The 23,001-nt window shown below is 53.2% G+C and carries 21 protein-coding genes; 18 read left to right on the forward strand and 3 right to left on the reverse strand.

Features of this window, described 5'->3' with window-relative positions; all coding sequences use genetic code 11:
* Positions 1-135: 135 nt before the first annotated feature.
* From flgB to ACQUQP_RS05030, 14 genes are all read left to right on the forward strand, one after another.
* Complete coding sequence (gene flgB / locus ACQUQP_RS04965) at positions 136-534, forward strand: flagellar basal body rod protein FlgB (protein ID WP_432697697.1); 399 nt, start codon at positions 136-138, stop codon at positions 532-534.
* A 2-nt stretch (positions 535-536) separates the two neighbouring features.
* Positions 537-971, forward strand: coding sequence for a flagellar basal body rod protein FlgC (flgC, locus tag ACQUQP_RS04970; protein ID WP_432697698.1), 435 nt, complete (start codon positions 537-539; stop codon positions 969-971).
* A 21-nt stretch (positions 972-992) separates the two neighbouring features.
* A complete protein-coding gene (locus ACQUQP_RS04975) occupies positions 993-1,676 on the forward strand; it encodes a flagellar hook capping FlgD N-terminal domain-containing protein (protein ID WP_432697699.1) in 684 nt (227 codons plus the stop codon).
* A gap of 14 nt (positions 1,677-1,690) precedes the next feature.
* The gene (locus ACQUQP_RS04980) at positions 1,691-3,688 is read left to right on the forward strand and encodes a flagellar hook-basal body complex protein (RefSeq protein WP_432697700.1); all 1,998 of its coding nucleotides are present in this window, start codon (positions 1,691-1,693) and stop codon (positions 3,686-3,688) included.
* A 122-nt stretch (positions 3,689-3,810) separates the two neighbouring features.
* Positions 3,811-4,554, forward strand: a complete 744-nt coding sequence (gene flgF, locus ACQUQP_RS04985; protein ID WP_432697701.1) for a flagellar basal-body rod protein FlgF — start codon at positions 3,811-3,813, stop codon at positions 4,552-4,554.
* A 31-nt stretch (positions 4,555-4,585) separates the two neighbouring features.
* Entirely contained in the window at positions 4,586-5,371 is a 786-nt protein-coding gene (gene flgG, locus ACQUQP_RS04990; protein ID WP_432697702.1) for a flagellar basal-body rod protein FlgG, read from the forward strand.
* 23 nt (positions 5,372-5,394) lie between these two features.
* Positions 5,395-6,072 (forward strand): flagellar basal body L-ring protein FlgH, encoded by a 678-nt coding sequence (gene flgH, locus ACQUQP_RS04995; RefSeq protein WP_432697703.1) that lies wholly within the window; start codon positions 5,395-5,397, stop codon positions 6,070-6,072.
* Positions 6,073-6,097: 25 nt separating this feature from the next.
* Positions 6,098-7,189, forward strand: a complete 1,092-nt coding sequence (locus ACQUQP_RS05000; RefSeq protein ID WP_432697704.1) for a flagellar basal body P-ring protein FlgI — start codon at positions 6,098-6,100, stop codon at positions 7,187-7,189.
* A 1-nt stretch (position 7,190) separates the two neighbouring features.
* Positions 7,191-8,237: a flagellar assembly peptidoglycan hydrolase FlgJ gene (gene flgJ, locus ACQUQP_RS05005; protein ID WP_432697705.1), complete on the forward strand. Its 1,047-nt coding sequence runs from the start codon at positions 7,191-7,193 to the stop codon at positions 8,235-8,237.
* 65 nt (positions 8,238-8,302) lie between these two features.
* Complete coding sequence (gene flgK, locus ACQUQP_RS05010; protein ID WP_432697706.1) at positions 8,303-10,300, forward strand: flagellar hook-associated protein FlgK; 1,998 nt, start codon at positions 8,303-8,305, stop codon at positions 10,298-10,300.
* A 15-nt stretch (positions 10,301-10,315) separates the two neighbouring features.
* A complete protein-coding gene (gene flgL, locus ACQUQP_RS05015; RefSeq protein ID WP_432697707.1) occupies positions 10,316-11,206 on the forward strand; it encodes a flagellar hook-associated protein FlgL in 891 nt (296 codons plus the stop codon).
* A complete protein-coding gene (locus tag ACQUQP_RS05020) occupies positions 11,196-11,537 on the forward strand; it encodes a hypothetical protein (RefSeq protein WP_432697708.1) in 342 nt (113 codons plus the stop codon). Before flgL ends, ACQUQP_RS05020 begins: the two co-directional genes overlap by 11 nt.
* A gap of 41 nt (positions 11,538-11,578) precedes the next feature.
* Positions 11,579-11,968 carry a flagellar protein FlaG gene (locus ACQUQP_RS05025; protein ID WP_432697709.1) on the forward strand — a complete coding sequence of 130 codons (390 nt, stop codon included), beginning with the start codon at positions 11,579-11,581 and terminating at the stop codon, positions 11,966-11,968.
* Between the two features lie 11 nt (positions 11,969-11,979).
* On the forward strand, positions 11,980-14,388 hold the full coding sequence (locus ACQUQP_RS05030; protein ID WP_432697710.1) for a 6-hydroxymethylpterin diphosphokinase MptE-like protein: 2,409 nt from the start codon (positions 11,980-11,982) through the stop codon (positions 14,386-14,388).
* Positions 14,389-14,454: 66 nt separating this feature from the next.
* Here ACQUQP_RS05030 and fliS read toward each other — a convergent pair whose 3' ends face one another.
* The 3 genes from fliS to ACQUQP_RS05045 form a co-directional block, all read right to left on the reverse strand.
* Positions 14,455-14,835: a flagellar export chaperone FliS gene (gene fliS / locus ACQUQP_RS05035; protein WP_432697711.1), complete on the reverse strand. Its 381-nt coding sequence runs from the start codon at positions 14,833-14,835 to the stop codon at positions 14,455-14,457.
* A 13-nt stretch (positions 14,836-14,848) separates the two neighbouring features.
* Positions 14,849-16,261 (reverse strand): flagellar filament capping protein FliD, encoded by a 1,413-nt coding sequence (gene fliD, locus ACQUQP_RS05040; protein WP_432697712.1) that lies wholly within the window; start codon positions 16,259-16,261, stop codon positions 14,849-14,851.
* 90 nt (positions 16,262-16,351) lie between these two features.
* Positions 16,352-17,374: a flagellin gene (locus ACQUQP_RS05045; RefSeq protein WP_432697713.1), complete on the reverse strand. Its 1,023-nt coding sequence runs from the start codon at positions 17,372-17,374 to the stop codon at positions 16,352-16,354.
* A 347-nt stretch (positions 17,375-17,721) separates the two neighbouring features.
* Between ACQUQP_RS05045 and ACQUQP_RS05050 the strand changes: the two genes are divergently transcribed.
* The 4 genes from ACQUQP_RS05050 (at position 17,722) to ACQUQP_RS05065 (ending at position 22,912) form a co-directional block, all read left to right on the forward strand.
* Positions 17,722-19,323 carry an aldolase catalytic domain-containing protein gene (locus ACQUQP_RS05050; protein ID WP_432697714.1) on the forward strand — a complete coding sequence of 534 codons (1,602 nt, stop codon included), beginning with the start codon at positions 17,722-17,724 and terminating at the stop codon, positions 19,321-19,323.
* 12 nt (positions 19,324-19,335) lie between these two features.
* Positions 19,336-20,082: a 3-deoxy-manno-octulosonate cytidylyltransferase gene (locus ACQUQP_RS05055; RefSeq protein WP_432697715.1), complete on the forward strand. Its 747-nt coding sequence runs from the start codon at positions 19,336-19,338 to the stop codon at positions 20,080-20,082.
* Positions 20,079-20,738 (forward strand): HAD family hydrolase, encoded by a 660-nt coding sequence (locus tag ACQUQP_RS05060; protein ID WP_432697716.1) that lies wholly within the window; start codon positions 20,079-20,081, stop codon positions 20,736-20,738. Before ACQUQP_RS05055 ends, ACQUQP_RS05060 begins: the two co-directional genes overlap by 4 nt.
* A 179-nt stretch (positions 20,739-20,917) precedes the next feature.
* Complete coding sequence (locus ACQUQP_RS05065; protein WP_432697717.1) at positions 20,918-22,912, forward strand: peptidase U32 family protein; 1,995 nt, start codon at positions 20,918-20,920, stop codon at positions 22,910-22,912.
* Positions 22,913-23,001 lie beyond the last annotated feature (89 nt).

Consider the following 23,001-nt stretch of genomic DNA (forward strand, 5'->3'; position numbering starts at 1 on the left):
GCCAGCGGGAGGCACCCTCTTGCCGCTTTAACTCCCAACATCACTCCTTATCCGACTGCAGCTCCCATATTCAGGCTTTCTGTCTCTCTGGTACGCCATTTGCTTTGCATTATGAGCAACCAAAAGGAGAGCTGCATGGCCATCAATTTCGATTCCGCACTGGGTATTCACGACGACGCGCTGTTGCTGCGTGCGCGCCGCGCTGAAGTGCTGGCCAATAACATCGCCAACGCTGATACACCGGGTTTCAAGGCCCGCGATATAGATTTCGCATCGGTACTGCGCGGTGAGCAGGACGCGATGAGCCTGGAGCTGGAAACCACCTCCTTTGGGCACAGCAATGAATTTATCGAGCCCGATTTTGCCGCCGAGCTGATGTTCCGCAATCCTTATCAGCCCTCGGTAGACGGCAATACCGTCGAGGTGCAGGAGGAGATGGCACGCTACACCGATAACGCCATCCGCTTTCAGAGCTCCTTCACCTTCCTGAACAGCAAATTCACGGGCCTTATGAACGCAGTCAAGGGTGAGTAAGCATGTCACTGTCTAACGTTTTCGGAATCGCCGGCTCTGCCATGAATGCGCAGAGCATACGCCTGAACACCACCGCCAGTAACCTGGCCAACGCCGAGAGCGTCAGCTCCAGTGAGGGCGAAACCTACCGTGCCCGCAAGCCGGTGTTCACCGTGCAGCAGCCAAGCGCAGATGATTTTGCCGCTGCCGAGGCGGGGCTGGTACCGGGGCAGGGCGTCAGCGTGGAAGGTATTGTTGAAAGCGACGCGCCGCTGCGCATGGCCTATGAACCGAGCCATCCGATGGCGGACGAGAATGGCTATGTGTACTACCCGAATGTGAATGTCGTGGAAGAGATGGCAGATATGATCTCCGCCTCCCGCTCTTTCCAGATCAACACGGAGATCATGAACACCGCCAAGCAGATGTTGCAGCGTACGCTGACGCTTGGGCAGTGATTGGGTTGAGAGGATAACGCCATGAGTAATGTAAACGGCGTCGGCAACAATAACGTTTTCGATCAGATAAACCAGACGAACCAGAGCCAGGCAACCTCGCTGGAATCTCAGTCTGAAGACAGTCAGATGTTCATGAAGCTGCTGATTGCTCAGTTGCAGAACCAGGACCCAACCAGTCCTGCAGATCCCGCTGACTTCATGCAGCAGATATCGACATTGAGTAACGTCGAGAGTATTCAGAATCTGGCATCGACGATGGAAGGTATGAGCAACACTCTGCTCAGCAGCCAGACGGCACTCCAGGCGTCCTCAATGGTTGGTCAGCGCGCATTTGTAAATACCAATATCGCTCAACTGACCGAAGCTGAGGGATACGTAGACGGCCTGGTTTCCACCGATGTCAGTGCCAGCAATATCCGTATCTCCATCTACGATTCGGGAGGTAATCTGGTCGATCAGGTGGATATGGGAGCGCAGACTCCCGGTGATCATAACTTCGCCTGGAAGGCGGGAGAGGGCGTTCCTCCCGGGAATTACCGTATTGTGGCTGAAGCAGCTTCAGGAGAGGACGGCACCTACGAAGAGGTGGCGACCTACATGGGATTCAATATCAACAGCGTGACTCTGGGCCAAAACGGCATCGGTATGAAGGTCAATACGGCAATTGGCTCTATCGATATGAGTGAAGTGAAACAGCTGGGTTAACCGAGGGCAGTATAATGGCAGGATTCAGTACAGCGGTTACAGGTCTAAAGGCTTCCACCACGATGTTGGATGTGGCCGGTAACAATATCGCCAACTCAAGCACGACTGGCTTCAAGGCATCCAGAACCGAGTTCGGTGATATCTATGCCACTGCCGTTGTAGGCGCTGGTTCATCGAACACGCCTGGGTCCGGTGTAACGGTAACCGATATAGCGCAGGACTTTAGCGCTGGTACCATCGAGTTCACCAATAACAACCTGGACCTGGCGATCAACGGCTCGGGCTTTTTCCAGCTGGATGATGGTCAGGGCAGTGTTACCTACACTCGTGCGGGTTCGTTTGAACTGGATAAAGAAGGCAATATTGTCTCTAAGACCGGTAAGTTCCTGCAGGGTTACGGGCTGGATTCCGATGGCAACCGGTTGCCCATCGATAATATGAGGGTGACCGAGAAAGAGAGTCCGCCTAAGGCGACTGAAAGTATTGAGCTTTCATTCAATATTGACTCCAGGGAAGATCCCTCAGAGCTGCTTGTACCCTACGATAAAGACGAGCCTGCTTCTCTAACCTATACAACGACCGTCCGTAGCTTTGACAGTCTGGGTAACGAGCACACTATTAAATACAATTTCGTCGAGCAACGGCCGCAAAAGGAAGTCCATACCTTCAATTTAAATGATGGTGGAACGGTTCTGACCGAGTTCGAGTTGTCTGGACTTGAGGATGCTGCTGGAGACCCTAGACCAATAGATACGACTGCTGATTTCAGTGTTGGTGATGGTGGCCTTAGCCCGGATGGTTGGCAGAGAATTGACCGCGATACCCTTGAGCTTATCCAGAAACAGGACGAGCGTATTTTTGATGTCGAGTACAATTCGGTTAGCGATGAAGTAAGGGTGATTCTCAAGTCTGAATTTACAGAGTATGGGGACGTCGTAACCAACTTGGAGTACGCGCAGACTACCGACGATTCTCCCGCTGTCTCATGGGTTTCCAGCAGTAAACAGCAGTACTATGAGGTTGGTGACGGTCTTGATGCAGGTACGACTGCAAATCTTGTGATTGGTGGGGTAGAGGTGCAAATATCGGCTGGATCTGCCGATATGTCGTCATCGGCAGTAGGAGAGGCGATTGTTGATCGCAGAAGCGCAATCCTGGACGCAAACCCTGATGTCGAAAATATAAGTTACGATGAAGCTACAAATTCGATCGTCGTTACATTTAAGCCGGAAGCCGGTGATGATGGATCTCTTGTAATCGAGCAGAGCTCTTCCATTGCAGGGGATTTTGCACTGGTCGGTGCGGCGGGCACTGTAGACCCTTACTCGACTGTTGGAGGAGATGATTCGTACCAGGGGGTATATCGCACCTATGCATATCTCAATAATGATGAGCTGCTGAATATTGGTAAGGACCGGGATCCGGGAGAGGCGAGTGGTCAAGAGGTAGGTCCGGTTCTCATTAATTTCGATCCCAGCAACGGTCTGCTCACCTCTGTAAACGGAGAAGAAGTTGCACCAGGGGCGCCGGCACCCAAGCTGACGATAGTGGGTGCAGACCCCGCTGATCCCGATACCGAAATTACCCTGGATCTGGATGGCTCGACTCAGTTCGCATCGGCTTCCATCGTTAAAAGCCAGTTGCAGGACGGCTATACCAAGGGCGATCTGATCGGTGTCACCTTTGCACCTACCGGCGAAATGGTGGCCTCTTACAGTAATGGTGAAAACCAGTCTCTGGGTGTGGTCGCTGTTGCTACCTTTGAAAACCAGGATGGTTTGCAGCCCAATGGTGATACTGAGTGGGCGGCAACATTGACCTCAGGTGATGCGATTCTGAACCCGCCAGGAACCGGCCTGAACGGCACGCTGCGCTCGGCGGCCCTTGAGGCGTCCAACGTGGATCTGTCTGAGGAGCTGGTCAAGCTGATTGAAGGTCAGCGCAACTACCAGGCAAACTCCAAGACACTGGAGACCATGAACACCATCACTCAGACGATTCTGCAGATCTGACGAAAGGTTTCAGTATACCTCTCTTCAAAGCCGGGCATTGCCCGGCTTTCTCGTTAATGGCACACAGTTTGCTCCATTACTGACAAAGCCACCAAAACGGCAACTCTTTACCGGAGCAGTTGATGGATAAGGTTCTCTATGTAGCCATGACCGGCGCCCGCGAAAATATGCTGGCGCAGCAGGCTCATGCCAACAACCTGGCCAACGCGACGACCACGGCGTTTAAAAGTGATCTCGAGCAGGCCCGGGCCATGCGGGTGCTGGGTGAGGGCTATGAGTCCCGGGTGTACTCCATGAGTGAGCGTCCCGGTACCAATATGGAAACCGGCACGCTAATGCAGACCGGTCGGGATCTGGACGTGGCGCTGGATGGTGATGGCTGGATGGCTATCATCGGCCCCGACGGCAACGAGGTTTATACCCGTAACGGAGAGCTGCAGATCGATGCCGCTAACCAGCTGGTAACTGGCAGCGGTTTGCCGGTGATGGGCAATGGGGGTCTGCCGATCGTGATTCCGCCCTCTGAGAAAGTCGATATAGCATCAGATGGCACGATCAATATCCGGCCTCTGGGGGGAAGTGCTGCAGAAGTAGTACAGATAGACCAGATCAAGCTGGTAAGGCCTGAGGACGGCGCCCTTTACAAGGGCTCGGACGGGTTCATGCACACCGACAATGATTTACCCCTGCCGGCCGCGCTGGATGCACAGCTGCGGGCCGGTTATCTGGAAGCGAGTAATGTGAACGCGGTGGAAGAACTGACCTCCATGATCAGCCTGTCCCGACAATTCGAGATGCAGGTGAAAATGATGAAAACCGCGGAAGAAAACTCCTCCAGAGCTACGGAAATACTGAGAATAAGCTGATAAGGCGTAAAGGCATTAAGGAGCTATAAGCATGCATGGTGCGTTGCACGTCGCAAAAACCGGCCTGAGTGCACAGGATACTCAGCTGAAGGTTATCTCCAACAATCTGGCTAACGTCAGCACCGTTGGATTCAAGAAAGACCGTCTGGAATTTGAAGACCTTCTGTACCAGGTTCGTCGCCAGCCCGGTGCGGCGACCGGATCGGACTCTCAGCTTCCCTCTGGCCTTCAGCTGGGTAGCGGTGTCCGTACCGTGGGTACCCAGAAGCTGTTCCAGACCGGGGATATGCAGATTACCGATCAGCCATTTGATGTGGCGATTAACGGTCGCGGCTTTTTGCAGGTGGAGATGCCCAACGGCGAGATAGGCTACACCCGCAATGGTGAGCTGCACCTGGACAGCGATAACCGTCTGGTAACGGCTGAAGGCTATCCGATCGAGCCGGCGATTACCCTGCCGAACGAGGTGCTCAATTTTTCGGTGGGTGGTGACGGTACTGTCAGTGTTGCCGTGGCTGGTGATCCGGATCCGCAGGAGCTGGGGCAGATCGAACTGGCAGATTTCGTCAACCCGCAGGGGCTGCTGGCGATTGGCCAGAACCTGTTTACTGAAACCGCGGCAAGCGGAGCGCCCATCGTCGGCGCGCCGGGTGAGGATGGTATTGGCATCCTGAAGCAGGGGATGCTGGAAGGCTCCAACGTCAATGCCGTTGAAGAGCTGGTCGACATGATCACCACACAACGGGCCTACGAGATGAACTCCAAGGTGATCTCGACGGCGGATGAAATGCTCGGTTATGTCAGCCAGCAGCTTTAATGATCTGAGAAAAGGGTGATTCGATGAAACTGGCTATACAGGTGATGGCCGTTCTGGCAGCTGTTCTGCTGACCGGCTGCGTCAATAAGCCGCCCAAACCGGATAACCCCTACTACGCGCCGGTAGAGGTGGCCCCTCAGCCGAACCTCCAGCCGGTGACCGGGTCGATCTATAACGCCGCGACGGCCAGGGACCTCTATGGAGACGGTCGGGCCCGCCGCGTCGGTGACATTATCACTATTGCCTTGGAAGAGAGCACCCAGTCTTCGAAAAGCAGCTCGACACAGATCGATAAATCCAACAGCGTGGAAGTGGGTGCAGGCAGCGTCTTCGGCAATAACCTCTCAGCCTTTGGCAACCCGTTGTCAGCATCACTCGGCAGTGAGAGCGCGTTTGATGGCCAGGGTGACTCTGACATGAGCAACAGCCTGAGCGGCAACATCACCGTGACGGTTCATAAGGTGCTGCCGAACGGCAATCTGCTGGTGCGTGGCGAAAAGTGGCTGACGCTGAACCAGGGGGATGAATATATCCGCGTCAGCGGTCTGGTCCGTCCCCAGGATATCGATGAGGCCAATACAGTAGCCTCCACCAAGCTTGCGGATGCGCGTATCGCTTACAGCGGAACCGGCTCGGTGCAGGATGCCAACGTCATGGGCTGGCTGTCCCGCTTCTTTATCAGTCCTCTCTGGCCCTTCTAACGTGGCTTTTTAGCGGAGCTTTGCGATGAAGATTGTTTCTCTCTTGATTCTGGCGCTTAGCCTTGTGGCGCCGGGCGCTTATGCCGAGCGTTTGAAGGATATTACCTCTGTATCGGGCGTGCGCAGTAACCAACTGGTCGGCTATGGTCTGGTGGTCGGCCTGGATGGCACCGGTGATGGTACGGACTTTACCTCCAAAACCTTCCGTAACATGCTGAACAACTTCGGCGTGGCGATTCCGGCGGATGTGGACCCGGAGTCCGACAATATCGCTGCTGTCGCGATTTCGGCGGATCTGCCGCCTTTTGCCAAGCCGGGCCAGACCATCGATGTGACGGTATCCACCATTGGCGATGCCAAGAGCCTGCGCGGTGGTACTCTGCTGATGGCGCCGCTTAAAGGTGCGGACGGCAATGTTTATGCGGTGGCTCAGGGGAATCTCGTGGTATCCGGTTTTGGCGCTCAGGGCGCTGATGGCTCTCGCCTTTCCGTGAATGTGCCAAGCGTAGGTCGCATTCCCAACGGTGCCTCGGTGGAGCGTGCGGTTCCTAACGCCTTCTCTCAGGGCGACTCGTTGGTGCTGAACCTGAACCAGCCGGACTTCACCACGGCCCGCCGTGTCGCCGAACAGATCAACGGCCTGTTGGGGCCAGAGGTTGCCCGCGCCATGGATGCCACATCGATCCGCGTGCGTGCCCCGCGAGATTCATCCCAGCGAGTAGCTTTTCTGTCTGTGCTCGAGAACCTGACGGTGGAGCCGGGGCAGGAAGTTGCCCGCGTCGTTATTAACTCCCGCACCGGTACGATTGTGATTGGCCAAAACGTGACCATTTCGCCGGTGGCTATCACCCATGGCGGTCTGACCATCGCCATCAACGAAAACTTCGATGTAAATCAGCCCAACGCGCTGGCAGGCGGGGAAACCGTAATCACGCCGCGTACCGGTATCGAAGTCGACGAAGGTTCGGGTCATATGTTCGAGTTTGCACCCGGGCCGACCCTCAGTGATGTGGTTGAAGCAGTCAATCAGGTGGGTGCCGCGCCGGGTGATCTGATGGCGATTCTGGAAGCCCTGCGTCAGGCCGGCGCCCTCAAAGCCGAACTGGTGGTGATCTGATATGGCGATCAATGGTGGAGTCGATCCCTCCTCGGCAAGTGTGTACACAGACCTGAACCAGCTGAGCAAGCTTAAGTCTCAGGCCAAAAACGATGAACAGGCAGCACTCAAGGGTGTGGCTCAGGAGTTCGAGCAGCTGTTCATGAATATGATGCTGAAAAGCATGCGTCAGGCCAATGATGTGCTGGCCAGTGACAGTCCGTTCAACTCCAGTGACGTCAAGTTCTACCAGGAGATGTTCGATCAGCAGCTGACACTGGATCTTGCCAAAAAAGAGAGCCTCGGGCTTGCCGATATTATCGTAAAGCAGCTGAGCCAGAGGGCGGATGCAGTAGCCCAACCCGGCTCGGATGAGGACAGCGATGAGCACAATGCCCGCTCCCTGACCGAGCAGATGCTCAACCGGGCGCTGGGCAGTGGGCCGGTGGTTCAGCCTCCTGGCATGGTGTTGAAAACCGGCTCCTCCGGCACTGACGCCAGCGAGACTGCAAACGCAGAAAAACCAATCGAAGCCCCGCAGGTTAAGGTCGAGCGTACTGATCCCCTGCCGATCCGCTTTGATACACCGGCCGAGTTTATCGACCAGCTGATGCCACTGGCAGAGCAGGCTGCGAAAGCGCTTGGCGTTAGCCCGTCGGTCTTGCTGGCACAGGCAGCGCTGGAAACCGGCTGGGGCAAGTTCATCACCCGTGATGCGGCTAGCGGGCAGAGCAGCCGTAACCTGTTCAACATCAAGGCCGGCCGCGACTGGTCCGGCGATGCTGTCCAGGTGCAGACCCTGGAGTATCGTGGCGGGGTTCCCGAGAAAGAGCAGGCGCGTTTCCGTTCCTATGGCAGCTATGCCGACAGTTTCAATGACTATGTCGACTTCCTGCGCTCCAATCCGCGCTATCAACAGGCGTTGGAAAATGGTACGGACCCGAGTCGTTTTGTGCGTGAACTGCATAATGCAGGCTACGCCACAGATCCGGATTATGCGACCAAGATAGAGCGGATCTTCAATGGCGATCTGCTGGCCAGTCTGGGTAATACACCTCAAGAAGGCTGATCATCGGCCGATACAAATTTAAGAACGTTCGCGACTGATACCTGAACGTGCTGGAGAAATGAAAGATGTCATATGGCTTGTTATCACTAGGGGTTCAAGGAGTCCGGGCAGCCCAGTCCGGTCTGGGTGTTGTTAGTAATAACATCACCAATGTGAACACGCCCGGGTATACCCGCCAGGTGGCCCAGTTCAACAGCATGGAAGAGGGCGGGGTGCTGCAGGATAGCACCCAGCGTATTGTTGATCAGTTTATCAATCAGCGTCTCTGGAGTGACAACTCCCGGTTCGAGGCGGCTCAGGCCTATGAGCAGCTGTCCAGCCAGTTGGATAACCTGCTGGCGAGCGATAGCACCAGCCTGAATGTGAAAATGGATGACTATTTTGCCGCTTTACAGGCTGCTAACGATGATCCCATTTCTCTGACCAACCGCGAACTGTTCTTGGCGGAAGCGGATGCACTGGTACGTCGATATCATGATCTGGATGATCAGCTATCGAACATGAATGAGACCATCAATACCCGCATTCGTGAACTGACCAATGAAATCAACGTCTCGGCTGGCGATATCGCTGATCTAAACGATCGTATCCGCATTGCTGAAGCCTCCGGCAAGGATGCCTTTGAACTCAAGGACCAGCGCGATGAGAGCATCAAGGAACTCGCCTCGCTGGTGGATATTCAGGTATCAGAACAGTCGAATGGCGAGCTCAGCATTTTTGTCGGCAATGGCCAGCCGCTGGTTGTGGGTAAGTCAGCCTATCAGTTCTCTGCGGGACAAAACGATTTTGATCCCGACCGCTACGACATAACGATCAACATTGCGGGTTCAGAAACTAACATCACCGAGATGATTGATGGCGGTGAACTGGGTGGTCTGTTGACCTACCGGCGCGAAACCATGGATCGCAGCCTCAACGAGCTCGGCCGTCTGGCGATTATCTTTGCAGATACCATGAATGAACAACATCAGAAGGGTATCGACTACGACGGGGAAATGGGCGAAAGACTGTTCAACAACGTAAATGATCCTAACCTGATCGGTGGCCGTTTACGCTCTCTGTACGGCACTGAAGGTAGTGTCGAGATTACAGACAGTTCACAGCTGCAGGCGAGTGATTACGAGCTGGTCTTCACCGGCGCAAACGAGTTTCGGGTTAAGCGGCTTAGTGACGGTAAGATCTGGAGCAGTGATGCTCTCGAAGCCTCTGGAAACCTGTCTTTCGATCCTGATATTGGCCAGATCAGTCTTGAGCTGGATGGTTTCCGGCTGGATGCCAATGCAGGTGGGCCTTTTGTATCGGGCGAAAAGCTGATGATCAGCCCGGTGAGAACAGGGGCTGAAGATATCGAGCTGAACGTGACCAATGGGCGCGATCTGGCGCTCGCGTCTCCTGTGACTATCAGTAAGTCGGTGTCGGGTGATGGCAGTACGTCTGAGGCGACTGTCGCGCTGAGCTCTATCGGTGACCTTACCGTTAAGGATCCTGTTGAGCTTCTTTCGGGCACGACACCCGAACCTGGTCTCCCGTTTGAACTGAGCTACACCGATGTTGGTGGTTGGAAAACTTCTGTAGCCGGTGTAACCGTAACCCCGAGCAGCTCAGATCCCCGAAAACTTGTGCTTACGGGTGGGGGGCTTGGTGATAATGAGTTGACTGTTACCCTATCTGGAGAAACGAAAGATGGGGACGTATTTGAGCTAGGTTACAACTTTGATATTGATCCCGCATCCGGCCCGGTTAACGTTGGTGTCTCAGATAACCGTAACGGCCTGCTCATGTCGGGGCTGATGAAAGAAGCCAGCTCGCTGGATGGAAACTACCAGGATACCTATGGCCGCCTGGTTGAGCGAGTAGGTACAGACACCCGGGTTGCTCAAATGGATCGCAGTGCTTCCGAAGCGGTACTGAACAATACCATTGCTCAGCGCGAGTCGGTCAGTGGGGTCAACCTGGATGAAGAAGCGGTCAGATTGATCCAGTTCCAGCAGGCCTATCAGGCATCGGCCCAGATAATTTCTGCATCTCAGCGAATTTTCGATTCGCTGATCCAGGCAGTTTGATAGAGGAGTTTTAAAATGCGCTTATCCACGAACCTCTTCTACTCGCAGAATCAGACGAATATCAGCGAGGCTAACTCGCGCCTGTTCAAATTGCAGCAACAGCTGTCCACGGGTGAAAAACTGCAGCAGCCTTCCGATGACCCGCTGGCGACCACCCAAATCATGAAGTTTGACCGGGTGATCGCACGTACCGAACAGTTTTCGGAAAATATTACGGTGTCTGAACGCAGGCTTAGTCTCGAGGAATCAACGGTGGATTCTGTCGTCACTGCTATGCAGCGGGTACAGGAGATCGCCATTCGTGGAGCCAATGGTTCGATGTCGGAAAACGACCGGAATATTCTGGCCGACGAGCTGGGCGAAATTCTCGGTCACGTAAAATCACTGATGAATACCCAAGACGCCCAGGGCGAATATATGTTCGCCGGCTTTAAGGGGGCCACGGAACCCTACGTGCTGAATGACGACAACGATGGTTATGACTATCAGGGTGACGATGGCGCTCGTTTCCTTGAAATTGGCGAAAACTCAAGGATTCAGTCGACCGACCCGGGCAGTGAGTTTTTCGGCAACACCGATGGTAACGTACTCAATGCGATACTGGATCTGAAAAACGGGCTTGAAAGCGGGGCCGATCTATCGGCAGCCTCCAGTGATGTAAATGCCTGGTATGAAAACGTCGTTAGCAAACAGGCTGAGCTGGGCTCCCGGATGCGTGTCCTGGATGATCAGTCTCTCTCCCTGACTGATTTGAAAACGTTCACTGAGTCCACCCGTTCAAGGTTTGCTGACACCGACTATTACGAAGCGATCAGCCAGCTGTCGCTGGAGAGCACGGCCCTGCAGGCGGCCTATGAGAGCTTCGGAAAAGTGCAGCAGATGAGTCTGTTCAACTATGTTCAATAAAACGGCTCTCGAAGGCGCCACGACCGAGGTCCTGATTGCTACGGCGATAGAGTGCAGCCGGCAGCAGCAAAGCCTGCTGAAAGGCGAAATGGATGAAAACAGCGTTAATCTGTTCGGGCAGTATGAAGAGATACGCAGTTATGCCATACGCCATATCGCCTGGGATAACCCGGCAAAGTTACTTGAGAATATAGAAGCCCTAAAGCAGTTGGCAGGGCTGGATCGACAGGTAAGCAAGCAGCTGGAAGCATCACGGGATAACCTTGCTGCAGGGATAAAACAACTCAAAAAGAAGCGTGGAGCTTCGTCTGAGTACCTGCGCTTTCAGTAGCCCCAAGTGCTACTTAACTCAAATCACGAAGGTAACCTACTATGGAAATCACCGATAGTAGTGCGATCAATAGCAGCCTGCACATCACCTCTAAGGCTGATAATCAGGTAAAAGGCGTTCAGGCCCCCCAAGGCGCGGCGAGCAGTGATCAGCGCGGGGCGCAGGCTGAAACAGCGGCTGCGGACCCCAAGGCTGTTCAGGAAGCGGTAGAAAAGTTTGCCCAGTTTATGGAAACGGTCAGCAGCAGTCTGAAAATTTCTGTAGATGATGATTTGTCCCGAGTCGTGCTGAAAGTTATTAACACTGAAAACGACGAGACAATCCGCCAAATACCTTCTGAGGAGGTATTGGAGCTAATGAAACGGATGCGCGATATATCGGAAGAGTTTTTCGGTGATACCAAAGGCCTGCTGGTCGAAAGCAAAGTATAAGGATTTGTGGTTTGAGTCAGAGCGAGATGATCACCAATAAGTTTGGTGAGCAGTATCTGTATGCCGTTAACCGAGGCATGTTCGAACAGGAAAGTGCCAAGGATCGTATCGAAAGAGAGTTTGGTGATCTGCTGGCGCGTAAAGACTCGCTGATTATTTTTATTGGCTCGGATTCCGGCAATATTATCCGTTATATCCAGAGCCGAGATATTCCTTTAGGGACCCGTTACATCTTTATAGAACCTGCAGATATTCTGGAGCAGGTTGCGGCTTATGTAGATCTTGACCCCGAGAATGGGCGGATAGCGCTTGTGACGCGGGAGAAGCTTAATGAAGCGCTTAAAGCAGCCGGTGTTATCAGTTATCTGTATGTGAATGGTGTTGTTTTGAAACGCTCACTATCGGCTGAGTATGGCTACCTGAATCAGTATCGGGCTGAGTACTGGAGTGTTGATGGGCTACGCAACGATTTACGATGGAACGTGATGCTCTCCATGGGATTGGATAAGTTCATGGAGCGTCAGCTGCAAAACGTCGCTGATGATTTGCACCCTTTGACGGAGATTCGAGGCTGCCTGGAGGGCAAAACCGTTATTGTACTGGGCGGAGGGCCCAGTCTCGATGAGCATCTCGACTGGATTCAAACCAACCGTAATCGTTTGGTGGTTTTTGCGGTATCAAGGATTTCAGTCCGTCTTCAGCAAGTTGGGTTAATTCCGGACTTCGTTTTTTCAGTCGATCCAACTCCGGATAAAGGGTACTTGGTCAGTAAGGAGATGCTCAACTTCGGGCCTGAGGTTATCTTTGTTAACCATTGTCACTGTGCTCCCTGGCTTCCAGCCCAGTGGCCCCACCGTAAGTTTTTTAGTGGTGAAATTCTGCCATGGGAGTCTGACCTGAACCCCATAGATAACTTTCGGGGGTTAGGTCCGACCGTTACGAACAGTGCCATCTCCGCAGCTGCATGGCTTGGGTCCTCTCAGATTATATTGGCGGGGGTTGATCTATGTTATACCCCGGAGGGCTTCACTCATGCTCAAGGTAGCAAAGAGCGTGCTGCAGGCCCTCAAACTGATCTGCCCGGTGTAACGGTAATGACCAATGCTGGCCGGATGGCGAATACCAAGTCGGATCTTGCGATAGCGGTGAAATCAATAAGAGTGCAGGCATACAGGATGAGAGAGAAAGGGGTCTCAATCATCAATATTTCGGAGAATGCGGCAAAGATAGAGTTTGTGGATTACGTGCCGCCTGCCGAAGTCGTTCTGACGGACAACGCCTACGATCACAATTTGGTTCAGCCTGCATCCATAAATAAAAAGGACTATCTGGAAAAACTGCAAATAGAGTTAAACGAAAAAATAGATCAATTAACAGATTTGCAGGATCTAATCAAAGACGCTTCTAAAATTCATGAGTCGATGTATAAAGGTGATCTTATCGATGCCGCCTTGAAAAATGAGCTCGAGGAACTTGATCGCACTATGGAACGTGATCATCCGGAGCTCCTTAAACTATCTAAATCATTGACTATAAAAAGTTTACTTCGTATGGCTCAGCCTCTCCGAGAAATGGATACAATTGAGCCGGAGTATATTAAGGAAAAGCTATCGGGCTACTACAAAAGCCTTGCAACCGGCGCCTATAGGTTACAAAAGCATATTACAAATGGGACTAAAGCTGTTGAGTTGAGGTTGGCAGAGCTATCACTAGGCGCCATGTCCGAGCAGGAGTTGGAGTTTATCGCCAAGCGCTGGGGCGAGCGCGGGGAGATGGGCAGACTGCGATGCTTTGATCTTGATCCTAAGGCGGAGCGCATACTCTCTGGTGATGGTAAGTCGGTAGTGGATACAGCGATAGCAACCGACAATTATTTCGAAGCACTGTCGCTGAGTGAAAAAGCGAGAAACCTACAGATGCTGCCGTCTCGAATGCAGCAGCTAAAAGATACGGGAGATCTAGAAGCACTGGAGGCGTTGGCGTCAGCGTTTGAGACAGACCCGGAGGCAGAGCCCTATATGCCTCTAGTCACCGCTACTCTGTACCAGATGAAGCAGCAACCGCAGGAGGCACTGGAGGCACTGCTTCCTGTAATGGAACAGCCAGACTCCCCAGTTCTGGAGCAGGTGTTGGCTAAGATGGTTGGCCTAACTTCGGAACTGGGCTATCAACAGGCGGTTCTGGATGCGACTGCCGGTTTGGCTAGCCTGAATGCCCTTTATTTGAACAACTATGCCGATGCTTTGATGCTGAATGGTCAGGCTGGTGATGCAATTGAGCACTTGGTCGAGTATCTGAGGTATTTCCCAGGCGACAAAATTGCCTTGAATAAGCTTGGAAAGTGGTATTCCGAGCAGGGTAATGAAGAGGGCGTAAGCCTGGTGAAAAACCTGATAGAAGGGTTGGAGACCGGGGAGTAGAGCGAGCGACGAGAACAACCCTTCCCTTTGTCTATTTATGAAGGGAAGGGCTTCACACCACTACCATCAGCCTTGGTGGTAGTGAAACTCTTCAGGAATCTGATCCCAAGCGTCTTTAATCTGGAAAATAAGCTCACGTGCCTCGGTCAGAGGTGCCGTCTCATTCTTGTCGGTCGCTACCAAAAGTCGTTCGCGCGCATAACGGTACAGCCCCTGTAACTGCTCCGCCAGCTCGCCGCCCTTTTCAAGGTCAAGACCCTCTTCAAGCCCCCCGAGAATTGCCAACGCCTTGGAAATCGCGATGCCCTTGGCGCTCATATCCTTCTGTTCAATGGCAATGACCGCTTGGTCGACTCGCATGAGATATGTCTCAAACAGCATCTGTATGAGCTTGTGTGGGGAAGCGCTTTCTACACCGATGGTTTTATATTGATTTATACCATTCATAATCAATTATTCCTCACTTGGACTGGCTGGTGAAGCCAGGCAGTGCCGCTAACTGGCTTGTCAGATATGAGCCCGTATTGTTGTACTGTGCAACCAGACTATCCATAGCAATAAACTGATTCAGCATACGGGTTTCCATCGTGGAAAGGTGATCCTCCAGATCCAGCCTCTCGTCGTCGATCTTATCGATAGACTGGTTCAGGCTTTTTGTGCGGCTGTCAAAGACCCCGCCCAAATCCAGCGCCTCTTTCAGCCTGGCCTCCAGCTTACCGGCGATGCCATCTTCCGAACTTAACAGATTGGTCAGGGCATCCGGTCGCGAGGCGAGTACATCCTTAAATTTGGTGCTGTCGAGAGACATCTTGCCGTATTGATCAATCTCGATACCCATGCTGAACAGAGAGCTGAACTCACCGCTATCGGATGTTTCACGCAAAATGCTGCGAACATCATTCATGATCTGGCGTGCCGTGAAATCACCCTGAAGGGCGCCGCCGCTTTCCTTGTCGGCATCATAACCGGTGAGGCTGGTGAACGTATTTACAAGGTTGTTGTAGCTATCGACAAATGCCTGAACAGTTTTTTGGGTTGCAGAGGTATCAACTGAAACAAACAGCCCGACTGTCCTATCGACTTCGGCTACTTTGAGATCGATCGTCACACCGTCAATAACGTCGTCGATACTGTTGCTACTGCGCGTTACATCTAGGCCGTCGACGCGAATTACCGCATCGTCGGCAGCAACAAGCTCAGACAGATTGATCGTTCCGTCTGCAACATCGTAAGCAAGCTGGGAAAGACCTGACGTGTCGGTGGAGTCGCCATCGTCGTCAGCGACGCTGATGCTGATCTCATTGGCGGTGCCAGAGTTCTTTGCGGTCAGTACTAAGCGTGCTTCAGTGCCTCCAAGGCCATCATCGACATTTACAATCGATGCCGAAACACTGGAATTATCAGCTGCGGAGTTTATCGAATCACGGATGCCGGAAAGAGACTGCTCGCCTGCTTTAATCTCCACATCGAACGTGTTGTCTCCGCTGCTAATTTTGATAGTTCCGGTGCCAACCGTTGCGTCACTGGAGCTGAAACCTACGGAGTTCAGTTTCTGGGCTTTGGCGAGATTGCGTACCTCGATACTGTACTCGCCAGAGGTCGCACTGCCAGAGGCGGTTGCAGAAAAAAGGCTATCATCGCCCGAATTGGCGGAGAGTTGCAGCAGATCGTTTACATCGGAAAGTTTAGCGGCAGCACTCTGAAAGGAACTTAGACTGCTTTTTAGCCGACCAAGCGCGGAAAGCTCCGTCTGATAATTCGACTCCCGACGGTTAAGTGCGTTGTTTTTTGCCTGCCCTTCCGACTGTACTAACTGGGATACAAGGCTTTGAATATCCAGACCGCTGCCGACTCCACTGAGAGTAATAGCCATGGAAAGCCTCCTGTAACGTAAAAGTGCCTGATACTCATGAGTATACAGGCACTTTGATTTTTAAGTCAGACTGAAACTTGGCGGGCGCTATTAGCCCAACAGGCCTAGTACGGATTGTGGTGCCTGGTTCGCCTGCGCCAGCATGGAGGTGCCTGCCTGCTGCAGGATCTGAGAACGGCTCAGATTGGCAGTTTCCACCGCGAAATCTGCATCCATGATACGAGATTTTGCAGCACTCTGGTTCTCGATGGCGTTAGCCAAATTGTCGATGGTAGCGCTGAAACGGTTCTGAACCGCACCCAGGTCGGAGCGCATTGAATCAATCTTACCGAGAGCTGTATCGATAGTATCGACGGCAGCAAGAATATCGGATGTAGTGATTGCGTAGCTCATAACGGACGCGCCTGCTACGAGCGCTGATGCAGATGGCACGGCTGAGAGAATCGTTGTACCACCACCATTTGTGAGTGTTGTACCACCACCATTTGTAGCGGGGGTGCTTGCTTGTGCTACCAGCTGAGAAGCGGAAGCTCCGGCTACGAGAGTACCCGCATCACCAATCGCGAAGCTTGCGCCTACAACACTGGCGATACCGGATGCGGTCAGCAGGTTGCCGATGCTTACCTGAATCTGGTTGTCGGCAGTTGTGTTGGCACCCACCTGGAAGTTACCGGCGCTGCCCTGAATAGAACCCTGCAACACTTTTTTACCGTTGAAGTCGGTGTTTTCAACGATACGTTTGATCTCTTCCGAAAGCTGACGGAACTCGGAGTTCAGCTTCTCGCGATCGCCGCCACTTACGGCACCGGAGTTGGCAGACTGAATCGCCAGGTCACGCATCCGCTGCATGGTGTCGGTGATAGTCTGCATGGAGCCTTCGGCTACCTGAGCAAGAGAAATACCATCGTTGGCGTTACGTTGAGCGACGGTCATGCCGCGAATCTGGGAGGTCATGCGATTGGCGATAGCAAGACCTGCAGCATCATCCTTTGAGCTGTTAACGCGAAGACCAGAGGACAGGCGTTCCATCGCAGTCTGCAGTGAGCTGTTAGTACGCGACAGGCTGTTCTGTGCGTTGAGGGACATAACATTAGTGTTAACTACACTGGCCATGACGGTCTCCTTAAGACGATCAATCGATATTCATTTCAAATGGGTTTGAAGCCCTTGTGCTTAGGTTAGCGGCGGTCGGTGAGGAAGCTTTAGAGGTTTTTTGATAGATTTTTAATTGCTGCTGGCGGGCGGGGCGGAAGAGGCTATTTCACCAGTCGGTGGAGTATGGCTGTCGATGTCGCGAGCCCTGTTTGGGACCGGAAACTACAGTAACGTCGAGTGATCGGTTCGTGCCAAACTTTTGAGATATCTTGATCTTGCTGATGTGGATGATGATCGTTTAAAAAAACGCGAGTTATTCGGACACCTAAATTAGGTGTAAGACCTCTGATACGGGACGTTGGAATATGTTTCTTGATTGTACACTTAGAGATGGTGGTTACTACAACGCGTGGGATTTTCCGGTAGATGTGATCCATCAATACCTTCAAGCCATGCAGGCATCAGGAGTTGATGCTGTGGAGCTAGGATTCCGCTCCCTCAAAAACTCCGGCTTTAAAGGAGCGTGCGCATTCTCTACTGACGATTTTATCGGCAGTCTTACCTTGCCTAGCGGGCTGACGATTGGCGTTATGGTCAATGGAAACGAGCTCGTGGGTGAGGGATCGCAGCAGGAGAAGTTGGAGCGCCTGTTTCCAAACAATGCGGACAACTCTCCGGTCGATCTTGTGCGGGTCGCCTGTCATGTACATGAGTTCACGGAAGCTCTTCCGGCAGTGAGCTGGCTGAAGGAACGCGGCTACCGGGTCGGCTTCAATTTGATGCAAGTAGCCGATCGTTCCGAGGATGAGATCAAAGCGTTGGCTCACGAAGCATCGCAGTATCCGTTGGACGCGCTGTACTTTGCCGACAGCATGGGAAGCATGGATCCGGACAGAGTTGCGCAGATTATTCAGTGGATACGCAGTGAATGGAAATTTGATCTGGGTATCCATACTCACGACAACCTCGGACTGGCGCTGTCCAACACGCTTCGTGCGCTGGATGAAGGGGCGACATGGGTTGATTCTACGGTGACTGGTATGGGGCGAGGGCCCGGCAATGCGCGTACCGAAGAGCTGGCTATCGAAATGGCCGGCCGGCGGGGTAAGCAAGTTAATATGGTGCCTCTAATGGCTTTGCTTCGGGAACATTTCAAGCCCATGCAGGCGCGCTATGGTTGGGGCACGAATCCTTACTATTATCTGGCCGGGAAGTACGGTATCCACCCCACTTACATCCAGGAGATGTTGAGCGATACGCGCTACGATGAGGAGGATGTGCTTGCCGTAATCGATCATTTACGAGAGGAGGGTGGTAAAAAGTTCAATAACGCGACCTTGAGTGCGGCACGTCATTTCTACGCGAGCGAAGCGGCAGGGCAGTGGTCACCACAACAGCTATTTTCCGGCAGGGAAGTGCTATTGCTCGGCGCCGGTCCTGGTGTGTCGCGTCACCGTTCTGCTCTGGAACGCTATATCAAAGAGTACAAACCTTTGGTACTGGCGCTTAATACGCAATCTGGAGTGGCGCCGGAGTTGATTGATTTTCGCGTAGCCTGTCACCCTGTCCGTTTGCTGGCCGATGTCGAGAGTCATGTAAATCTCCCTCAGCCTCTGATTGCACCCTATTCGATGCTGCCTGCGGCTATCCAGTCCTTGCTAAAAGGGAAGGAAGTGTTGGATTTTGGCCTGAATATAAAGCCTGATACCTTCCAGTTCGGGGCTGTCCATTGTACGGTGCCGACTTCGTTGGTTGTCGCTTATGCTTTAGCTGTGGCTGCATCTGGCGATGCGTCCAGTATTCTGATGGCTGGTTTTGATGGCTATGGTGCGGATGATCCGAGGACTCAGGAGATGCAAACACTTTTTGAACAGTATCAAAAAGCTGAACAGTCGTTGCCGCTGACGGCTATTACGCCGACCCGTTACGGTATCGATACCAAGTCGGTCTATGCTCTGGATAGTTGAGAAGAGGTGCCCATGCGCAGTGTTGTCATGATCCCTGCACGCTACGGATCTAGCCGTTATCCCGGAAAACCCATGGTTCCACTGTTGGGGAAACCGATGATTCTCTGGGTTGCGGAGCTTTCGGCGCGTGCGTTGGGTGCTGAGAACGTCTACGTCGCTACAGAAGACAAAAGGATCGCAGACCTTGTGGAAGGGGCCGGATTTCAGGCAGTGATGACCGGGGGCGATGCATTGACAGGTACCGACCGATTGGCTCAGGCAGTGGAGCATGTCGCGGCCGATATCTATATCAACGTGCAGGGCGATGAGCCTCTAGTCTCACCTGAAGACATTCTCAAGGTGCGGGATGCTAAATTGGCTTCTATGGACGACGTGATAAACGGTTTTAGCTGGGTGGGCGCTGAGGAAAACCCTCATAACGTTAACATACCTAAAGTGATCACTAACGAGCGTGATGAACTGGTTTACATGTCACGGGTTGCGTTACCGGGTTTCAAAGACCCCAAGTGTGCACCTAAAAGGTATAAGAAGCAGGTTTGTATTTATGCTTTTACCCGCGAAGAACTCGCCGATTTTCTCGGTTTCGGGCGTAAGAGTGAACTGGAGTACAGCGAGGACATAGAGATCCTGCGTTTTCTGGAGATGGGTAAGGTCATTAGAATGATCGAAACACGCCCCGGTAGTCTCGCGGTCGATACGCCGGAGGATGTAGCTAAGGTAGAAGCCGCACTGCGGGCATCGGACCAGCTTAGAGTATGAAACGGAGAATCGAGGATTACGCGACTTTGGTATTTGATTGCGATGGTGTTGTGCTGTGTTCCAATAAAGTAAAGACCGAAGCTTTCTTCAAAACCGCATTGCCCTTTGGCGAGGCCCCTGCAAGGGCCCTGGTTGATTACCATGTCGCTAATGGCGGAATTTCCCGGTACAAGAAGTTTGCCTATTTCATTGATCAGATCCTGCCTTCATCTCTGCCGGATGGCGTGGAAGCAAGTCTGGATATCCTGCTGGATAACTACGCAAGTACGGTGCGACTGGGCTTACTGAAGAGCGAAGTTGCTCCGGGGCTGCAGTCGTTGCGAGAGAAGACGCCCGACGCACGGTGGTTAATCGTATCCGGAGGGGACCAAGAAGAGCTTCGCGATGTGTTTACACAGCGTGGACTAGCGGACTATTTCAACGGGGGGATATTCGGCAGCCCAGACACTAAAGATGAGATTCTCGCGCGAGAACTCGGTATTGGTAATATTCATAAGCCTGCTCTATTTCTGGGTGACAGCAAGTATGACTTTAAAGCCGCTGCCGGAGCGGGTCTTGATTTCATTTTTTTAAGTAAATGGAGTGAGGTATCCGAATGGGACCAGTGGGTTGAGGAGCATGGGTTGAGCCATAGATCGAGGTTGTCTGATTTATAAGTGTGTTTTACCCCCTGCCCCCCATTTAGGGGCGGATTGTTCAGGGCGATCTCCAGCTGAGATCATGATTATTAGGACACTAAGTTAGGGTTTCACTGCAAATCCGGCTAAAATTGCCGCTATCGCGTTTCACACCTATAAATAACGATGCAGCTGCTCAGTCGACTGCCGGTGGCCTCATGCTCAAGAAAAACCAGCTCGAACTCCTAAGCCCCGCCCGCGATGCCGGTATCGCCAGGGAAGCGATCCTTCATGGTGCAGATGCCGTGTACATCGGCGGCCCTGGCTTTGGTGCCCGCCATAACGCCGCCAATTCCGTTGAGGATATTGCCGGGTTGGTGGAGTTTGCCCATCAGTATCATGCGCGGGTGTTTGTCACTCTCAACACCATTCTTCACGACGACGAGCTGGAACCTGCCCGGGCATTGATTCACCAGTTGTATAACATCGGTGTGGACGCACTGATCGTGCAGGATATGGGCATCATGGAGATGGATATCCCGCCGATTGAGATCCATGCCAGCACCCAGTGTGATATCCGTCGTCAGGAGAAGGCGGAGTTTCTGTCGCAGGCCGGTTTCTCGCAGATCGTGCTGGCCCGTGAGCTGAACCTGCAGCAGATCCGCGATATCAGCGACAGCGTGGATGCGGCCGTTGAGTTCTTTATCCATGGCGCCCTCTGCGTGGCTTTCTCCGGTCAGTGCAATATCTCCCACGCCCAGACCGGCCGTAGTGCCAACCGTGGTGATTGCTCCCAGGCTTGCCGTCTGCCCTATACCCTGAAAGACGACAAGGGCCAGGTGGTCGCCTATGACAAGCACCTGTTGTCGATGAAGGACAACAACCAGAGCGACAACCTGCGTGCGTTGGTTGAGGCCGGTGTGCGTTCGTTCAAGATCGAAGGGCGCTACAAGGATGTCGGCTACGTCAAAAATATCACCGCTCATTACCGCAAACTACTGGATGAGATTCTGGCGGAACGCACCGACCTGGAACGGGCGTCCAGTGGTGTGACCGAGCACTTTTTCCAGCCGGATCCGGACCAGACCTTCCACCGCGGCAGCACCGATTATTTCGTGTCTGAGCGGAAGATCGACATCGGCGCCTTTGATTCACCCAAGTTTGTGGGACTGCCGGTCGGTGAGCTGATCGGTGTTGGCAAAAAGGATCTGACTGTTCAGACCACCACCCAGCTGAATAACGGCGATGGCCTTAACGTGCTGGTGAAACGTGAGGTGGTGGGCTTCCGGGTAAATAATGTCTACCCCTTGTGTGACTTCCCATCCGGCGAAGATGATGGCGTGCATTACTGGCAGTACCGGGTAGTGCCCAATGAAATGCCGCAGGAGCTGGCAAAGGTTCGCCCGCCGCTAAGACTGAACCGCAACCTGGACCATGACTGGCAGCAGGCGCTGACCAAAACCTCGTCCGCGCGCAAGGTGCTGGTGGATTGGCAGCTGGACTCCAGTGAAGAAAGGCTCAGTGCAAGGCTCGTCAGCGAAGAGGGTGTCGAAATTACCGCCGAGCTGGCAGGTCCCTTTGAAGCAGCAAAGAATGTTGAAAAGGCTCAGCAGCAGCTGCACGACAGCTTTGCCAAGCTGGGCAACACCCTCTATCACGCGGAAAACATTACCATTACCGGAGATGCCCGCTTTATTCCGGGTTCGCAGCTGAAAGCCCTGCGCCGGGAGCTGATCGAGCAGCTGTCCGAGGCGCGACTGAAGATACATCCGCGCGGATTCCGTAAAGCGGTGAGCGATCCCGCCCCTGTATACCCGGATACTCAGCTGTCGTTCCTCGATAACGTCTATAACGAAAAGGCGCGTGCTTTCTACAAGCGCTTTGGCGTGCAGTTGATTGAAGCGGCGTATGAAGCCCATCAGGAAACCGGCGATGTGCCAGTAATGATCACCAAGCACTGCCTGCGCTTTTCGTTCAATCTCTGTCCCAAGCAGGCCAAGGGTGTGACCGGCGTAAGGACCAAGGTCAGCGATATGCAGCTGGTGCATGGTGACGAGGTGCTGACCCTGAAGTTCGACTGTAAGCCCTGCGAGATGCATGTGGTCGGCAAGATCAAACCGCATATCTTCAACAGTGCCCTGCCGGGCAGCCAGGCCAGCGGTGGTGCCCACAGCTTTGATCCCGCGAGTTTGATTGCTACCAGTAGTGATTGATTTGAACCGCGGAGGATGATCGCGACGGGGGTACTATGCCCTCTGGGTGCGTCGCTCCTACGATAAGGTGGTCTGCCAGGCCCTGCCGG

This window comes from Marinobacterium sp. YM272 (genome assembly GCF_050908845.1).
Classification (GTDB): domain Bacteria; phylum Pseudomonadota; class Gammaproteobacteria; order Pseudomonadales; family Balneatricaceae; genus Marinobacterium_D.

Bases quoted from the DNA above. Each gene is read 5' to 3' on its own strand.
- fliD (WP_432697712.1), bottom strand. From the start codon at position 16,261: ATGGCTATTACTCTCAGTGGAGTCGGCAGCGGTCTGGATATTCAAAGC.
- ACQUQP_RS05060 (WP_432697716.1), top strand. From the start codon at position 20,079: ATGAAACGGAGAATCGAGGATTACGCGACTTTGGTATTTGATTGCGAT.
- flgG (WP_432697702.1), top strand. From the start codon at position 4,586: ATGCATGGTGCGTTGCACGTCGCAAAAACCGGCCTGAGTGCACAGGAT.
- ACQUQP_RS04980 (WP_432697700.1), top strand. From the start codon at position 1,691: ATGGCAGGATTCAGTACAGCGGTTACAGGTCTAAAGGCTTCCACCACG.
- flgB (WP_432697697.1), top strand. From the start codon at position 136: ATGGCCATCAATTTCGATTCCGCACTGGGTATTCACGACGACGCGCTG.
- ACQUQP_RS05050 (WP_432697714.1), top strand. From the start codon at position 17,722: ATGTTTCTTGATTGTACACTTAGAGATGGTGGTTACTACAACGCGTGG.
- ACQUQP_RS05065 (WP_432697717.1), top strand. From the start codon at position 20,918: ATGCTCAAGAAAAACCAGCTCGAACTCCTAAGCCCCGCCCGCGATGCC.
- flgJ (WP_432697705.1), top strand. From the start codon at position 7,191: ATGGCGATCAATGGTGGAGTCGATCCCTCCTCGGCAAGTGTGTACACA.
- ACQUQP_RS05045 (WP_432697713.1), bottom strand. From the start codon at position 17,374: ATGGCCAGTGTAGTTAACACTAATGTTATGTCCCTCAACGCACAGAAC.
- ACQUQP_RS04975 (WP_432697699.1), top strand. From the start codon at position 993: ATGAGTAATGTAAACGGCGTCGGCAACAATAACGTTTTCGATCAGATA.
- flgC (WP_432697698.1), top strand. From the start codon at position 537: ATGTCACTGTCTAACGTTTTCGGAATCGCCGGCTCTGCCATGAATGCG.
- flgF (WP_432697701.1), top strand. From the start codon at position 3,811: ATGGATAAGGTTCTCTATGTAGCCATGACCGGCGCCCGCGAAAATATG.
- flgK (WP_432697706.1), top strand. From the start codon at position 8,303: ATGTCATATGGCTTGTTATCACTAGGGGTTCAAGGAGTCCGGGCAGCC.
- fliS (WP_432697711.1), bottom strand. From the start codon at position 14,835: ATGAATGGTATAAATCAATATAAAACCATCGGTGTAGAAAGCGCTTCC.
- flgL (WP_432697707.1), top strand. From the start codon at position 10,316: ATGCGCTTATCCACGAACCTCTTCTACTCGCAGAATCAGACGAATATC.
- ACQUQP_RS05055 (WP_432697715.1), top strand. From the start codon at position 19,336: ATGCGCAGTGTTGTCATGATCCCTGCACGCTACGGATCTAGCCGTTAT.
- ACQUQP_RS05025 (WP_432697709.1), top strand. From the start codon at position 11,579: ATGGAAATCACCGATAGTAGTGCGATCAATAGCAGCCTGCACATCACC.
- ACQUQP_RS05020 (WP_432697708.1), top strand. From the start codon at position 11,196: ATGTTCAATAAAACGGCTCTCGAAGGCGCCACGACCGAGGTCCTGATT.
- ACQUQP_RS05000 (WP_432697704.1), top strand. From the start codon at position 6,098: ATGAAGATTGTTTCTCTCTTGATTCTGGCGCTTAGCCTTGTGGCGCCG.
- flgH (WP_432697703.1), top strand. From the start codon at position 5,395: ATGAAACTGGCTATACAGGTGATGGCCGTTCTGGCAGCTGTTCTGCTG.